16 protein-coding genes are annotated in these 13,374 nt (G+C 66.1%); 10 read left to right on the top strand and 6 right to left on the bottom strand.

Annotated elements, in window-relative coordinates:
• Positions 1-8 precede the first annotated feature (8 nt).
• The 5 genes from ACED18_RS00540 to cysS form a co-directional block, all read right to left on the bottom strand.
• Entirely contained in the window at positions 9-518 is a 510-nt protein-coding gene (locus ACED18_RS00540; protein WP_377287981.1) for a GFA family protein, read from the bottom strand.
• Positions 515-1,051, bottom strand: coding sequence for a GFA family protein (locus tag ACED18_RS00535; RefSeq protein ID WP_377287979.1), 537 nt, complete (start codon positions 1,049-1,051; stop codon positions 515-517). The genes ACED18_RS00540 and ACED18_RS00535 overlap by 4 nt, the downstream gene beginning before the upstream one ends.
• A complete protein-coding gene (locus tag ACED18_RS00530) occupies positions 1,048-1,578 on the bottom strand; it encodes a GFA family protein (RefSeq protein WP_377287977.1) in 531 nt (176 codons plus the stop codon). Before ACED18_RS00530 ends, ACED18_RS00535 begins: the two co-directional genes overlap by 4 nt.
• Positions 1,575-1,970 carry an endonuclease domain-containing protein gene (locus ACED18_RS00525; protein WP_377287975.1) on the bottom strand — a complete coding sequence of 132 codons (396 nt, stop codon included), beginning with the start codon at positions 1,968-1,970 and terminating at the stop codon, positions 1,575-1,577. The genes ACED18_RS00530 and ACED18_RS00525 overlap by 4 nt, the downstream gene beginning before the upstream one ends.
• Positions 1,971-2,575: 605 nt before the next feature.
• On the bottom strand, positions 2,576-3,988 hold the full coding sequence (cysS, locus tag ACED18_RS00520) for a cysteine--tRNA ligase (protein WP_377287973.1): 1,413 nt from the start codon (positions 3,986-3,988) through the stop codon (positions 2,576-2,578).
• Positions 3,989-4,409: 421 nt separating this feature from the next.
• Between cysS and ACED18_RS00515 the strand changes: the two genes are divergently transcribed.
• Positions 4,410-4,547: a hypothetical protein gene (locus tag ACED18_RS00515; protein ID WP_377287971.1), complete on the top strand. Its 138-nt coding sequence runs from the start codon at positions 4,410-4,412 to the stop codon at positions 4,545-4,547.
• 137 nt (positions 4,548-4,684) lie between these two features.
• On the opposite strand, the gene ACED18_RS00510 is transcribed toward ACED18_RS00515, so the two are convergent.
• Positions 4,685-5,476, bottom strand: coding sequence for an SOS response-associated peptidase (locus tag ACED18_RS00510; protein WP_377287969.1), 792 nt, complete (start codon positions 5,474-5,476; stop codon positions 4,685-4,687).
• A gap of 36 nt (positions 5,477-5,512) precedes the next feature.
• Here ACED18_RS00510 and ACED18_RS00505 point away from each other — a divergent pair, with 36 nt between their 5' ends.
• The 9 genes from ACED18_RS00505 to ACED18_RS00465 all read left to right on the top strand — a co-directional run bounded on the left by ACED18_RS00505 (position 5,513) and on the right by ACED18_RS00465 (position 13,358).
• On the top strand, positions 5,513-5,956 hold the full coding sequence (locus ACED18_RS00505; protein ID WP_377287967.1) for an NUDIX hydrolase: 444 nt from the start codon (positions 5,513-5,515) through the stop codon (positions 5,954-5,956).
• 38 nt (positions 5,957-5,994) lie between these two features.
• Positions 5,995-6,438, top strand: coding sequence for a TIGR02301 family protein (locus ACED18_RS00500; RefSeq protein WP_377287965.1), 444 nt, complete (start codon positions 5,995-5,997; stop codon positions 6,436-6,438).
• Positions 6,439-6,635: 197 nt separating this feature from the next.
• The gene (locus ACED18_RS00495; protein ID WP_377290957.1) at positions 6,636-6,905 is read left to right on the top strand and encodes a hypothetical protein; all 270 of its coding nucleotides are present in this window, start codon (positions 6,636-6,638) and stop codon (positions 6,903-6,905) included.
• A 142-nt stretch (positions 6,906-7,047) separates the two neighbouring features.
• A complete protein-coding gene (locus tag ACED18_RS00490) occupies positions 7,048-7,749 on the top strand; it encodes a hypothetical protein (protein ID WP_377290955.1) in 702 nt (233 codons plus the stop codon).
• A 545-nt stretch (positions 7,750-8,294) separates the two neighbouring features.
• Entirely contained in the window at positions 8,295-10,136 is a 1,842-nt protein-coding gene (locus tag ACED18_RS00485) for a methyl-accepting chemotaxis protein (protein ID WP_377287963.1), read from the top strand.
• Positions 10,137-10,308: 172 nt separating this feature from the next.
• Complete coding sequence (locus ACED18_RS00480) at positions 10,309-11,184, top strand: YgfZ/GcvT domain-containing protein (RefSeq protein WP_377287961.1); 876 nt, start codon at positions 10,309-10,311, stop codon at positions 11,182-11,184.
• Positions 11,181-11,804 carry a hydrolase gene (locus tag ACED18_RS00475; protein WP_377287959.1) on the top strand — a complete coding sequence of 208 codons (624 nt, stop codon included), beginning with the start codon at positions 11,181-11,183 and terminating at the stop codon, positions 11,802-11,804. Before ACED18_RS00480 ends, ACED18_RS00475 begins: the two co-directional genes overlap by 4 nt.
• A 1-nt stretch (position 11,805) precedes the next feature.
• Positions 11,806-12,348, top strand: coding sequence for a tyrosine phosphatase family protein (locus ACED18_RS00470; RefSeq protein ID WP_377287957.1), 543 nt, complete (start codon positions 11,806-11,808; stop codon positions 12,346-12,348).
• Positions 12,345-13,358: an NAD regulator gene (locus tag ACED18_RS00465; protein WP_377287955.1), complete on the top strand. Its 1,014-nt coding sequence runs from the start codon at positions 12,345-12,347 to the stop codon at positions 13,356-13,358. The genes ACED18_RS00470 and ACED18_RS00465 overlap by 4 nt, the downstream gene beginning before the upstream one ends.
• Positions 13,359-13,374: the final 16 nt, after the last annotated feature.

Here is a 13,374-nt window from a genome sequence, read left to right as displayed (position 1 = left end):
TGCCTGTCTCAGGACTTGTGCGGCGATGGCGGGAGGGACCAGTGGTCCGTCTCGTAATCGGGGTGCTGGCGATTGCTTTCGAAGATCGCGCCGCGGCGTGCATCGGGGTCGGCACTGTCGGCATTGCTGTCCTCGGCCGGCAGCGCGGCGAGCCGATTGAACCAAATGACGCGCGATTCCATGCCGGACTGGCGCACGGGCCTGACATCGTCAGGGGCATCCAGCGCGCCCAGCACGATGCCGATGATCGCCTCGCCCGGCATGTCGTAGAAGAGCGGCGTGCCGCAGGCGGCACAGAAGCCGCGCCGGGCAACGGCCGAGGAGGCAAACCAGGCGGGGTTGCCGCGAGTCAGTTCCAGCTTTTCCCGCGCCACCGTGGCGACGGGCATGAAGTAGTTGCCGGTTGCCTTCTGGCACATGCGGCAGTGGCACAGATGCGGATCGGCAAGCTCGCCTTCGACGCGGTAGCGCACCGCGCCGCACTGGCAGCCGCCGGTGTAAAGACGCTGGTAGCTCATCCCTCCACCCCCTCTCCCGACCCATGCCGGCCATGGCGGCGGCGCGGTGCCGGTTCACCATCGTCTTCCGGGGGCCAGACGGTCGTGTCGTGGTCGGGGTGCTGGTGCGAGACGATCGTGGCGAAGAAGGCGTCCGCCTCAGCGCTTTGCAGCACGGGCTTTTCAAAGAGACGGTCGATCCAGGGCAGGCGCTTGTCGTGATTGACCTGGATGGCCGGCTCCAGCTTTTCCGGGTGATCGAAGGCACCGATGGCGAGCTCGACGCCGCCGGGATGGTGATAGGTCAGCGGCGTGCCGCAGCGATTGCAAAAGCCGCGCAGGCACTGGTCGGAGGAGCGCCACAGCGTCGGCTGGCCGCGCGTCCACTCCAGATGCGCCCGATCGGCGGTCACGAAGGCGCCGAAGAAGGAACCGAAATGCTTCTGGCACATGCGGCAGTGGCAGATGGAGGGACGGCCGAGATGGCCGGCGCGAAAGCGCACCGCGCCGCACTGGCAGCCGCCGGACATCGTTTCGGGATGTGACGCACTCATACGCCTTGCTCCTTCGGGCGCCAGTGCTCGCGCTCCGCCTCGATCTTCGGGGTCCAGTCATCGGTATCGTGGTCGGGATGCTGGTAGGAGACGAGCGTTGCGAGAAAGGCGGCGGCACCTTCATCGGCCATGGTGTTCTCTTCCGGCAGCGTCGGCACCGCGTCGACGTAGGGCAGCTTCGCCTCGACGCCCCACTGCACCCCTGGGCGAAGTGCGCGCGGATCATCGAAGGTGCCGATCGCCAGCGCCACGCCATCCGGCGCCTCATAGGTCAGCGGCGTCCCGCAATCGGCGCAGAAACCGCGCCGCGCCGCATTGGACGACTGAAAATGCCGGACGCGCCCGCGCGTCCACATCAGCCGCGCCGTACCCAGCGAGACGAGCGGCATATAGAAGCCGCCGGACGCCTTCTGGCACATGCGGCAATGGCAGACGGAGGCATCGCCGAGGACGCCTTCGACACGAAACCGGATCGCACCGCACTGGCAGCCGCCGGCATGAAGGGCGTGGGGGGTGGGGGCGGTCATGGGGCGGGTTCCAGCATGTCCGTTGCCTGAACGGCGCGGGCATCGATCGTGCGAATGATATGCATGCAGACATCATCGAGATGACGGAGCACGTCGTCATTCCAGAAGCGCAGGACGATCCACCCCGCCGCCTGAAGGCGCGCGTCCCTCACGCGATCGCGGATGGCCTCCGCGTCGGCATGCTGGGATCCATCTATCTCGACGATGAGCCGATGGGTCGGGCAGGCAAAATCAACGATATAGCCGGAGATTGGCATCTGTCGGCGGAAGCCGAGCCCCATCAGGCGGTGAGCGCGCACCGCATTCCAGAAGGCCAGCTCCGCTTCGGTCAGGCTTTTGCGCATGCGCCGCGCGTTGCGCCGGTGACTTGGCGGAACGGGCGTGTGCGGCATGCGGACACTCCTCTCGATCGGGGACGCCCTGCGTGCTGCGGCCGGCGCATACCCCCCTCTGTCACTGCGTGACATCTCCCCCGCAAGGGGGGAGATCGTGGGAGTTTGCCGCATCGGATACGCAGAAGGCAACAGCCTCGAGTCGGAAAGCCTTCTCGTCAGCTTGATGCCTTGCGGACGGCTTTCGCGAGCGCTGCCATTGGAAACAGGCCGTGAGGCACCACCGATCTCCCCCCTTGCGGGGGAGATGTCACGAAGTGACAGAGGGGGGTGCTGCGGTGCGGCTTCACGAAGGCGAGCGAAACTTGATGGTGGCGACGCATTTTCATCGCAAGAGAGGCGAAACGCTCCGAGCGGTATGACCGTTGCATACCCCCCTCTGTCACTGCGTGACATCTCCCCCGCAAGGGGGGAGATCAGGGGCGTTCGCGGCACCGGCATGGCGAAAGGCAAGCTCCGTACTTGGATCATGCATCCGCCGCTGGCTGGTGAAACCGATCGATGCGCACGGCGAGCAAAACACAACGCGGACGACGAGGCACCACCGATCTCCCACCTTGCGGGGGAGATGTCACGAAGTGACAGAAGGGGGTGCCCCGCCACCCTCACCGCTTCACCTCCCAGGTCGTCACGCGCTCACCCGTTGCCGGGTCCTTGCCATCCTTCAGCTGCACGCCACGGGCCAGGAGGTCGTCGCGCAGGCGGTCGGCTTCGGCGAAGTTTTTCGCCTTCAGGAAGCCAAGGCGCTGTTCCACAATCGATTCAATCTCGGCCTGCAAGTCCCCGGAAACCTCCGCTTTTTCCCGCCTGATGCCGAGAAGCGCGGCGGTCGCCTGAAAGCTGGCGAGCGCATGGCTGTCGCTTGCCGCGCGGGCGGCGAGCGCGTGAAGGGCCTGCACGGCGGCGACCGTGTTGAGGTCATCGGAGAGGGCAGCGAGCACGGCCGGATCGACGGTCCCCTCGCCTGCGCCGTCTTCCGTTATCGGCCATTTGGCAATGAGCCGCTCCGCCTCCTCCAGCCGCTTCACGCTGAAGTCGATCGGTTCGCGGTAGTGGGTCATCAGCATGGCAAGGCGCAGCACCTCGCCCGGCCATTTGCGGCCGCCGAAGGTTTCGGTGTGGAGCAGGTCGTGGATGGTGACGAAGTTGCCGTCGGACTTCGACATCTTGCGGCCCTCGACCTGCACGAAGCCGTTGTGCATCCAGACATTCGCCATCACCTTTGTGCCGTGAGCGCAGCGCGACTGGGCGATCTCGTTTTCATGGTGCGGGAAGATGAGATCGAGGCCGCCGCCGTGGATGTCGAAGGTTTCTCCGAGGAAGGCGGCCGACATGGCGGAGCACTCGATGTGCCAGCCGGGCCGGCCGCGGCCCCAGGGGCTTTCCCAGCCGGGCTCTTCCGGCGAGGACAGTTTCCACAGTACGAAGTCGCCCGGATGCTTCTTGTGGGCATCGACCGCGATGCGGGCGCCGGCCTGCTGGTCTTCCAGGTTGCGCTTGGAAAGCTCCCCATATTCGGACCATGACGTATCGAACAGCACCTCGCCGGCGGCAGCGTAGGCGCGGCCATTGGCGATCAGCTTCTCGATGATCGCGATCATGCCGGCAATGTGCTCGGTGGCGCGCGGCTCGTGGCTCGGCGGCAGGGTGCCGAGCGCCGCGACATCAGCGTGGAACTGGTCGGCGGTCTTTTCGGTCACGCGGCGGATCGCCTCGTTGAGCGTCAGGCGGCCGGCCTCGATCTCGGCACCGAAATCGCGCAGCGCCCGGGCGTTGATCTTGTCATCCACGTCGGTGATGTTGCGGACATAGGTGACGTGATCCGCCCCGTAGATATGGGCGAGCAGGCGGAAGAGCACGTCGAAGACGATGACGGGCCTCGCATTGCCGATATGGGCGAAGTCGTAGACCGTCGGGCCGCAGACATACATCCTGACATGTTGCGCATCGATCGGCTGGAACGGCGTCTTGGCGCGCGTCAGCGTGTTGTAGAAGGTCAGGACCGGCTGGTCGGCCATTGCAGGAAATCTCCCAGAACGAAAATGCCAAAGACGGATCGTCCGGCGGCCGGGTCGTTTGTCATCTGGGGATGTCAGGAGACGAAAACGGCCAGGCCAGCGCGAACTAGCGAATAATGTTCCGGCAAAGGCAGGCGGCGGTTTTCATGGCTCACCTTATTGCGCGTCGTCCCATGGCGGTCAAGGGGTGCGTCGGGGCCTGCCTTTGCGCGCGATGCCATTGCCGCAGCGCAGCAACGCGGGCGCAACCATGGCTATTGCACCGCACCCTCACGAAAGCTTTCGCGCGACGACCATGCGTTACTTCCAAATAGTAATTATTTAGGCATATTATTCGATTTAATTGCCCATATTCGGACATGATTCCGCCTATGAGAGGCAACACACTAGGTTCAATCGGAAACATTGAGGAGCCCCCGCCGTGACCCCCGCAGATGCCGCCAAGCAAGCCAAGAAGCCGCTGTGCGACCTGATCACCCAGTATCGTCCGGTTGGCCTAAAGGCCGTGCTTGCTGCGGCCCTCCAGGCCAAGGCCAAGCCGGTGAAGCGCCCGGCCTAAGGATGGCCGCGGGCATGGCCGGCCGCGTCCGGTTGCCGTTGCTCCGCTGATCCGCCGCGCGACGACATTGCGAAAGGCCCTGCACGAGACCGTGCGGGGCCTTTCGCCGTTCCTGGACCGGCATGCCATGCTTGAGATCAAAACAGCGAGAGCTGGCCCCCGCCCTCACCACCCCTTTCGGGGTCGGCCTTGCGGCGCGCAGGCCTGGCGGCAGGCACGGCAGGAGCGTCGGTCATCGGTGCCTGGAGATCCGGACCGGTATTGGCCACCTTGTTGACGCGGTCGGAGACGGCGATGGCCTCGAACAGGTCTTCGGGCGGCGCGACCATGAGGTCGGCGACATGGCGCGGCTCGCCGGCGCGGCAGTCCAGCCAGCGGTCGAAATCCCCGGACTCGATGACGACGGGAGTTCGGTCGTGAATGCCGGCGATGACGCCGGTGGATGCCGTGGTGAGGATGGCGGCCGTATCGACCTCCGAGCCATCGGCGGACGCCCAGGTCTCCATGAGGCCGGCGAAGGCGACGATGCCGCCGCGCTTCGGGCGGATCCAGTAGGCCTGCGATTTCTCGCCGCTCTCCTTGGGCGGGCGATGCCACTCGTAGAAACCGGAGGCCGGCACGAGGATGCGGCGATGGCGCATGGCGGCGCGGAAGGAGGCCTTTTCGGCTGCCGTTTCGGCGCGGGCATTGATCAGCAGCGGAAAATCGCGGGGATCCTTGACCCAGGATGGCGTGAAGCCCCAGCGGACAAGCTGCGCACGACGGCGCGGCAGGTTGCTGCCGGGCGGCCCCTGCTCTCCCGCCACGATGACGAGGATCGGCTGGGTCGGGGCAATGTTGAAGCGCGGCGGAAAATCGTCGGCCTCGATGAGGCCGAACATTTCCAGCAATTCTTCCGGGGTTGCCGTCAGGGCGAAACGTCCGCACATGACAATGCAATCGCATCTGCCGTAGAGTGGGTCAACATGACGAGCGAATCTCCTCCCTCTCCCCGCCTGCGTTTCAAGCCTGCCTCCTCCGCGATCGTGGAGAAGGATGGTCGCTATCTGCTGATCCGCCGCGCCAATCCGCCGTCGGCAGATATGTATGCCTTTCCGGGCGGACGCGGCGAGCCGGGCGAAACGGCGGCAGAGACGGCGGTCCGCGAGCTTTTGGAGGAAACCGGGATCCGCGCCGGTTCGCCGGTGCTGTTTGCGACCTATGACCTGCCGGCACCGGGCGGACAGGTCGGAGGCTTCTTTCTCTCGGTGTTTCGGGTCACGGCAGACGAGGCGAGCTTTGCGGCTGCCGCCGCAGCCGACGATGCGGCCGAGATGGGCTGGTACACGGTGGAGGAAGCCTTGCAGTTGAATGCGCCCGAGAGCGTCTACGAGTGCCTTCGCCGGCTGGCGGCTGAGGCGCGCGAATAATGGCGCCGCAATGGACAAAGAGGGGCAGCAGGATGCGCATGGCGGCGCTCAGCGGCGCGATGGTCGCCGGTCTGTCTGCTCTGCCGGCCGGCGAACTCGCAGCCCAGACCGAAAAACAGGCCACCCCCGGGAGCGAGGCCGCGGTCACGGCGCCTGTCGAGGCACCGGCCGAGAAGGAAGCGCCGTACGACAAGCGGCTGCTGCGGTTTGCCGAGGTGGTCGGCGCGGTCGACTATCTGAGAACACTGTGCAAATCGTCTGACGGCGGCGACTGGCGAGGGCTGTTCCAGACGTTGATCGAAGCCGATGCCGGCAAGGAACCGCAGAGAAAGGCGCGCCTGACGGCCGCTTTCAACCGCGGTTACCGCAGTTTTGCTGCGGTGCATCGCAGTTGCACCCCGGCAGCGGCGGTGGCCGAGCAGCGCTACCGTGCCGAAGGCGCAACACTCGCCACAGAAATTACCGCCCGTTTTGGAAATTAGCGGGAAATTAACCTCTTTCGCCATGACCCCGTGTCGTTTCGGTAAAAGGCTGCTAAGCTTGTTAACGAAATGATCAGGAAGTGGCATCGGAGCGGGGCCTGCCCCGTGATGGACAGACCGGAATCCCGCTGCCCTCGGGTTTCGGTGCGGTGCACATGAAGGCGTAAAGCAGGGCAGGAATGAAGCGTACAAGCCGCATGGAACGTATGATGGAACCGAGCCTCACCGATATCGATGACATGATCGTCCACGAGAAGATGCAGGCGGCCCTCGAACACCAGACCGAGGCCTGGGCCGACGGGATGGCTGACGGGATCGAGCCCGAGATCATCGCGGATGCGGCGATCGCCTTTGCCATGCGCGAAACGATCCGCCTGCAAGGCGAAGACGGGGCCGAGGCCATGCTGACCTCGCTGCGCGAGCGCATGCTTGCGGGCGAATTCTCTCCGGCCCGGACGCTGCAGTAAGCGTGCAGGCTGGGCGGTCCTCGCTTCTCGTTGCTCGCCTGCCGCTCGTTTTGTCCGACGCCGTTCCTCAATGATGGAGCCGCCCCTGGCGGCCGACCTGCCCATGGCCCCTCACCGCTTGCGCCCGACAGCCCGTCTTGCCATGTTCCCGATTGCCGTGGCCAGCCTTGCCGCCGCTTTTGCGCAGCCGGCGATGGCACTCAACGAATCGCGCATCGACAGCAACCAGACGGTGGGCACGCGCCCCGGCCAGACCAATGTCTCGCCGCCGGATGACCGCGCCCCGATCCCCATGCCGGATGCGCTGATCGACAAGCCCCGCCCTGAACAGCCGGAGAGCACCGCGCCCGCCGGCGAGGATGCCAAGGCGCCGGCAATCGAGATCATCCGCGACCCCGCGCAATTGCCGGAACCAGTGCGGCGCATGCGCCAGCTGATCATGGATGCGGCGCTGACGGGCGATATCGAGAAGCTGCGCCCCCTGCTTGGAAAGGGCGACACGGCTACGCAGGTTTCCTCCTACGAGGAGGACCCGGCCGATCCGGTGGCAACGTTGAAGGGCATGTCCGGCGACCAGCAGGGCGCCGAGGTGCTGGCGATCATGCTCGACCTGCTTTCAACCGGCACGGCGCTGGTGGACAAGGGTACGGATGAGGCCGTCTACATCTGGCCCTACGTGGCCATGAAGCCCATCGACAGCCTGACGAAGCCGGAAGTGGTCGACCTGCTGCGTATCGTGACGGCCGGCGACATGGCCGAGATGCAGGAAGTGGGCGGCTACAATTTCTACCGCCTGGGCATTGCGCCCGATGGCCAGTGGAAGTTCTTCCTGACCGGTGACTGAGGCGCTGGCGGTTGCGGGCATTCGCTTTCGTCCCGCGCCTCCTCCCACACTCGCGCGTCGAAGAAGAGAATACAACCCGTCTCCTGACATTCGTCATTTCCACTTTGGCGGCCCCGCTTGCAGGTGCGGTTGGTGCGCCCGATGTCGTTTTCTTCGAAATTCCTGATATTAAATTTCTTTTTCCGCCTGTGGCTTTCCGGCGCCTTCTGAAAGATAGCTCGGCCGGTCGCTTGATAAGTCTGTCCTCACTCAATCAAAAATTAACTTCACACAGTCAATTCTTCGAATGTATCTGCATCTTGCATAGTGCCGGCCCTTGGTGGGGGCCAAGGCTGCGACGGGGGTCGCGGCAACGCTCGGTCCATGCAAACCCGGATGTCGCCGCAACGCCGATATGACATCGCGCGCTTCATACGCCTGATCCTTCCGCCGCTCCGGCAATCCCTGCTCGATCCCCTCGCAGAGGCGCCGGCCACCCCCTCCCAAAACCGCGCCCCGCCAACGGGCCCAATCCGCCAAGGGACCCACTGATGAGATTGCTCTCCATGAAAATCGGTACGAAGCTGACGATTGCTTTCACACTTCTCGTCGGAACGATGCTTGCAACTGCGGCCGCGAACTGGAACCAGGTCGGCACAGCCGACGAGGCAGCCGATGCCGCGCTTGCCGGCGCGGCCACGTTGCGCAAGGTCGATGGCCTGCTTTCCGCCAAGATCGACCAGGAAACGGGCCTGCGCGGCTATCTGATTTCCGCTGACCCGGCCTTTCTCGGGCCCTATGAGCAGGGTCGCAAGGCGCTTGAGAACACGATGAACACGCTGCGGCAGGAATGGGCGGGCCGTCCCGAGCATCTCGCCCGCCTCGACGCCTTCCAGGTCGCTTCCGAGGAATGGACCCGCACGATCGCCGAACGCGAGATCGCGCTGATGAAGGATCCGGCCACCCAGGCCGAAGCGCGGCGGATCGAGGCCAGCGGTACCGGCAAGGCGAGCATGGACGCCATGCGCCGCACCATTGGCGAGATGAACACGGCCGCGACCGCCGAGATGCAGAGTGGCTGGGACGCGCAGGACAATGCGATCTACGCAACCTATCGCATCCTTGGCAGCGCCAGCGCGCTCAGCATTCTGCTCGCCTTCGGCGCGGCACTCTCGCTGATCGTGTCGATCGCCCGTCCGATCCGTCTGATGACGGGCTATATGGACAAGCTTGCGACCGGCGACACCGCCGGCGACGTACCGGCCAAGGAACGCGGCGACGAAATCGGCGCCATGGCCAACGCCGTCGAGGTCTTCCGCCAGGCGGCCATCACCAACAAGCGCCTGGAAACGGAAGCCGAAGCATCCCGCCGCCAGGCAGAGGCCGACCGCATTCGCCTCGCCGCAGAAGCGGAAGCGGCCGCGCAGCAGCGCCTGACCGAAGCCACCTCGGGACTGGCCGCGGGCCTGAAGCGGCTGGCGGCCGGTGACCTCAGCGTGCAGATCGAGCAGCCGTTCGCGGCCGAATTCGAGGCGCTGCGCCACGATCTCAACAACGCCGTCACCCAGCTTGCGAGCACGATGGGCGACGTCGCGCAGGCGGCCGGCACGATCGACAACGGCTCGCGCGAGATCAGCTCCAGCGCCGACGATCTCTCCAAGCGCACGGAGCAGCAGGCGGCGTCGCTGGAAGAGACGGCAGCCGCGCTCGACCAGATCACGGCCAATGTCGCCAACTCCACGAAGCGCGCCATGGAAGCCCGCGAGGTTGCCGTGCAGGCCAATTCGAGCGCGATCGAATCGGGCAAGGTGGTGGCCAATGCCGTGGAGGCCATGCAGAAGATCGAGGCCTCGTCCGACCAGGTCGCCAACATTATCGGCGTGATCGACGAGATCGCTTTCCAGACCAACCTGCTGGCGCTGAACGCCGGCGTGGAAGCCGCACGCGCCGGCGAAGCGGGCAAGGGCTTTGCGGTCGTTGCCCAGGAAGTGCGCGAGCTGGCCCAGCGCTCCGCGACGGCTGCGAAGGAAATCAAGGATCTGATCCGCAACTCCTCCGTCGAGGTGAAGAACGGCGTCGAGCTGGTGGAACAGACCGGCAAGGCGCTGAAGACGATCGAGACCTACATCGTCACCTTCAACCATCACATGGACGCCATCGCAACCTCCTCGCGCGAGCAGGCCACCGGCCTTGCCGAGGTCAACACGGCCGTCAACCAGATGGATCAGGTAACCCAGCAGAATGCCGCCATGGTGGAGGAGACCAATGCGGCCGGCGCCTCGCTCGCCATCGAAAGCGCGCGCCTGCGCGAGCTGATGTCTCAGTTCCAGCTGGCGACACAGGCGGGACATGGCACGGGACACGGCGCCGGGCACGGGGCGCAGCGCGCCTACAGCCGCGCTGCCTGATGCCGGACGAAGTCCGAGAAAGACGGTGACTAACCGGGCCCGGACATCGGCTGCGATGTCCGGGCCTTTGTCTTGCGGGGCGCCATGCCTGCGTCCTGTCCCCCGGCGCTTTGGCCTTGCCCGCGGGCGGCAATGATCCTACCTGTTTGCGATCACATCCGGGGTCATCATCATGCCGCTCTACGCCCTTTCCGACCGTAGTCTCATCACGCTTCACGGCGCCGATGCCGCAAGCTTCCTGCACGGTCTCATCACAACGGACGTCGAGGGGATCGAGGCGGGCGTGGCGGAGGCCGGGGCGCTTTTGACGCCGCAGGGCAAGATCCTGTTCGACTTCCTGATTTCGCGTGATGACGCGGGTTTTACGATCGAGGTCGCGACAAGCGAGGCGGAGGCGCTCGCCAAGCGGCTGGCCATGTACAAGCTGCGCGCGGCCGTGACGCTCTCGCTGCCGGAGCCTGTCGCCGTCGTGCTCGGCCATGACGTGGCGGCGCCGGCGGGCGCGGTGATCGACGGTCGCTTCCGCCGTGCGGGTCTTGGCGTCTGGCGTGCGCGCGGCACCGTTGCCGAGACCATCGATGATCGCGCCAGCATCATCGAGGATTCGGACGCGCTCGATGCGCTGCACATCGCCGCCGGTATCGCGCGCGCCGGCTCGGATTACGCGCTGTCGGATGCCTTCCCTCATGATGTGCTCCTGGACCGCAATGGCGGGCTCTCCTTCCGCAAGGGCTGCTATGTCGGGCAGGAGGTCGTCTCGCGCATGCAGCACCGCTCGACAGCGCGGCGGCGGGTGGTGATCCTGTCGGCCGATGTTGCCCTTCCCGAAAGCGGAACGCCGGTGACGGCGGGCGGAAAGCCGCTCGGCACGCTCGGGACGGTTGCCGGCAACCGCGCGCTTGCCATCCTGCGCATCGACAAGGTGGCAGACGCCGTGGCAGACGGTGTTCCGATCCTCGCCGGCGAGGTGCCCGTTACCGCCGACCTTCCGGGCTGGACGGGCCTTGCCTTTCCGGCACCGAGCGAGGCCGGAGCGGAGGCGCCATGAGCGGACGCCTTGCCACGGCGCGCGCCTGGCAGCGCATGCTGTCCGGCCGGCGGCTCGATCTTCTGGACCCCTCGCCGCTCGACGTTGAGCTCTCCGACATCGCCCACGGGCTGGCGCGGGTGGCGCGCTGGAACGGCCAGACTTTCGGCGACCACGCCTTTTCCGTCGCGCAGCACAGTCTCTGCGTCGAGGAGATCTTCCGTCGGCAGAACAAATGCGGGCCGGAGGAATGCATGCTGGCGCTGCTGCACGACGCACCCGAATATGTGATCGGAGACATGATCTCGCCCTTCAAGGCCGTGGTCGGCGGAGGATACAAGACCGTGGAACGGCGGCTGGAGGGTGCGGTGAACCTGCGCTTCGGCCTGCCGCCCGTGCCGCCGGAAACGCTGAAGGCGAAGATCAAGAAGGCGGACAATACCGCCGCCTATTTCGAGGCGACGCTGCTTGCCGGCTTTTCTTCCGAGGAGGCGAAGAAGTTTTTCGGCCTGCCCCGCGGCATCACGCGCGAGATGCTGTTTCTCGATCCCGTGCCGGCGCACGAGGCGCAGGCGCGCTTCCAGGCCCGCTTCGACGCAATCGAGGCGGAGCGGCAGGCCGCACGGACCCGGAGCGCGTAAGATGCCGCTAATCGTCGTTTCCCCTCTTGCCCGGATTGCGGAACTTGCCGTGCGCCACGGGGCGCGCGACATGCTGAGCCTGCTTGCCAAGGGACAGGACTTTCATCGGCCGGGGGTTATCGCCGCCGACCGGCACCTGACCATCGACATGAACGACATCACGTTTGCGGCGAAGAACGAGCCGGGCTTGATCGCGCCGGACGCAGCCCATGTGGACCGCATCATCGACTTCGCCGATCGCTGGACGCGGGAGACGCCGCTGCTCGTTCACTGCTGGATGGGCGTATCACGCTCGCCGGCGGCCGCCGTGATCGCAGCGTTGACGGTGGCGCCCGACCAGGACGAGGGGGCGCTGGCCGAGCGGCTGCGGGCCGCCTCGCCCTTTGCGACACCCAATCCGCGGCTGATCGAACTCGGCGATGCCGCACTCGGACGCGGCGGACGGCTCGTGAAGGCCATCAAGGCGATCGGGCGTGGGGCGGATGCGGATGGTAACGCGCCCTTCGTCTTCTCCCCCTTTCCCGATGACGAGGGAACCCGATGACAACCGCAGGTGGCGTCGGACCGAGCGCGGGCGGCGCCGGGGCGACCGCGGGCGGCGCCGAGATCGTCGAAATCGGGCTGAATGCGGCGATCGTGGCGGTCGCCGGCGGATCGCCGCTGATCCTTGTCGTCAGCGCCGAGGGATCGCTGCAACGTGACGGCCTGCCCTTCGGTCCCTTCGACCCCGCGCGGCACCGCACCTTCGAAACGAGCCTGCGCGACAGCGTGGAAAAGCAGACGGCGCTGTCGCTCGGCTATATCGAGCAGCTTTACACCTTCGGCGATCGCGGCCGGCACCGGCTGCCGGGCGAAACCGCCAAGCACATGGTGTCCGTCGGCTATCTCGCGCTGACGCGCTCGGAGGCGGAAGACGGCGGACGGCTGGCGGCGCAGGGGGCGGCCTTCCGCGACTGGTATCGCTACCTGCCCTGGGAAGACTGGCGGACCGGACGGCCGAAGCTGATCGACGAGATCATCGTGCCAGCCCTGTCGCGCTGGGAGCAATCGGCCGCCGCGGGAGACCGCGCTGCGGCCCGCGCGGCCCGCATCCGGCTTGCCTTCGGCACCGGCGACCTGCCCTGGGACGAGGAACGCGTGCTGGAGCGCTACGAACTGCTCTACGAGGCGGGGCTTGTGGCCGAAGCCGCAGAGGACGGGCATGTGGCTGCGCGGCCGGACGTGGCGCTGGGGCAGACCATGCGCCACGACCATCGCCGCATCTTCGCCACCGCCGTCGCGCGGCTGCGCGGCAAGATCAAGTACCGCCCCGTGATCTTCGAGCTCATGCCGCCCGATTTTACGCTGACGGCGCTGCAGACGACGGTGGAGGCGATTTCCGGCCGGCACCTGCACAAGCAGAATTTTCGTCGGCTGGTGGAGGCCAACGCGCTGGTGGAGCCGACCGGCGACATGTCGATCGCCACCGGCGGCCGCCCCGCCGCCCTCTTCCGCTTCCGCCGCCAGGTCCTGGCGGAAAGGCCGTCGGCGGGTTTGAAGCTGGGCGGGCGGTGAGCGACCAGAAGCCGAC

Origin of the sequence: Rhizobium sp. SG2393 (assembly GCF_042610495.1) — a bacterium.
In the GTDB taxonomy this organism is placed as follows: Bacteria; Pseudomonadota; Alphaproteobacteria; order Rhizobiales; family Rhizobiaceae; genus RU20A.
Note: the sequence above shows the minus strand (reverse complement) of the source record. Positions and strands in the feature narration are given on the sequence as shown.

What these genes read in the sequence shown, in the direction of transcription:
- ACED18_RS00540 (WP_377287981.1), bottom strand. Translation starts at nt 518, where the DNA reads ATGAGCTACCAGCGTCTTTACACCGGCGGCTGCCAGTGCGGCGCGGTG.
- ACED18_RS00535 (WP_377287979.1), bottom strand. Translation starts at nt 1,051, where the DNA reads ATGAGTGCGTCACATCCCGAAACGATGTCCGGCGGCTGCCAGTGCGGC.
- ACED18_RS00530 (WP_377287977.1), bottom strand. Translation starts at nt 1,578, where the DNA reads ATGACCGCCCCCACCCCCCACGCCCTTCATGCCGGCGGCTGCCAGTGC.
- ACED18_RS00525 (WP_377287975.1), bottom strand. Translation starts at nt 1,970, where the DNA reads ATGCCGCACACGCCCGTTCCGCCAAGTCACCGGCGCAACGCGCGGCGC.
- cysS (WP_377287973.1), bottom strand. Translation starts at nt 3,988, where the DNA reads ATGGCCGACCAGCCGGTCCTGACCTTCTACAACACGCTGACGCGCGCC.
- ACED18_RS00510 (WP_377287969.1), bottom strand. Translation starts at nt 5,476, where the DNA reads ATGTGCGGACGTTTCGCCCTGACGGCAACCCCGGAAGAATTGCTGGAA.
- ACED18_RS00505 (WP_377287967.1), top strand. Translation starts at nt 5,513, where the DNA reads ATGACGAGCGAATCTCCTCCCTCTCCCCGCCTGCGTTTCAAGCCTGCC.
- ACED18_RS00500 (WP_377287965.1), top strand. Translation starts at nt 5,995, where the DNA reads ATGGCGGCGCTCAGCGGCGCGATGGTCGCCGGTCTGTCTGCTCTGCCG.
- ACED18_RS00495 (WP_377290957.1), top strand. Translation starts at nt 6,636, where the DNA reads ATGGAACGTATGATGGAACCGAGCCTCACCGATATCGATGACATGATC.
- ACED18_RS00490 (WP_377290955.1), top strand. Translation starts at nt 7,048, where the DNA reads ATGTTCCCGATTGCCGTGGCCAGCCTTGCCGCCGCTTTTGCGCAGCCG.
- ACED18_RS00485 (WP_377287963.1), top strand. Translation starts at nt 8,295, where the DNA reads ATGAAAATCGGTACGAAGCTGACGATTGCTTTCACACTTCTCGTCGGA.
- ACED18_RS00480 (WP_377287961.1), top strand. Translation starts at nt 10,309, where the DNA reads ATGCCGCTCTACGCCCTTTCCGACCGTAGTCTCATCACGCTTCACGGC.
- ACED18_RS00475 (WP_377287959.1), top strand. Translation starts at nt 11,181, where the DNA reads ATGAGCGGACGCCTTGCCACGGCGCGCGCCTGGCAGCGCATGCTGTCC.
- ACED18_RS00470 (WP_377287957.1), top strand. Translation starts at nt 11,806, where the DNA reads ATGCCGCTAATCGTCGTTTCCCCTCTTGCCCGGATTGCGGAACTTGCC.
- ACED18_RS00465 (WP_377287955.1), top strand. Translation starts at nt 12,345, where the DNA reads ATGACAACCGCAGGTGGCGTCGGACCGAGCGCGGGCGGCGCCGGGGCG.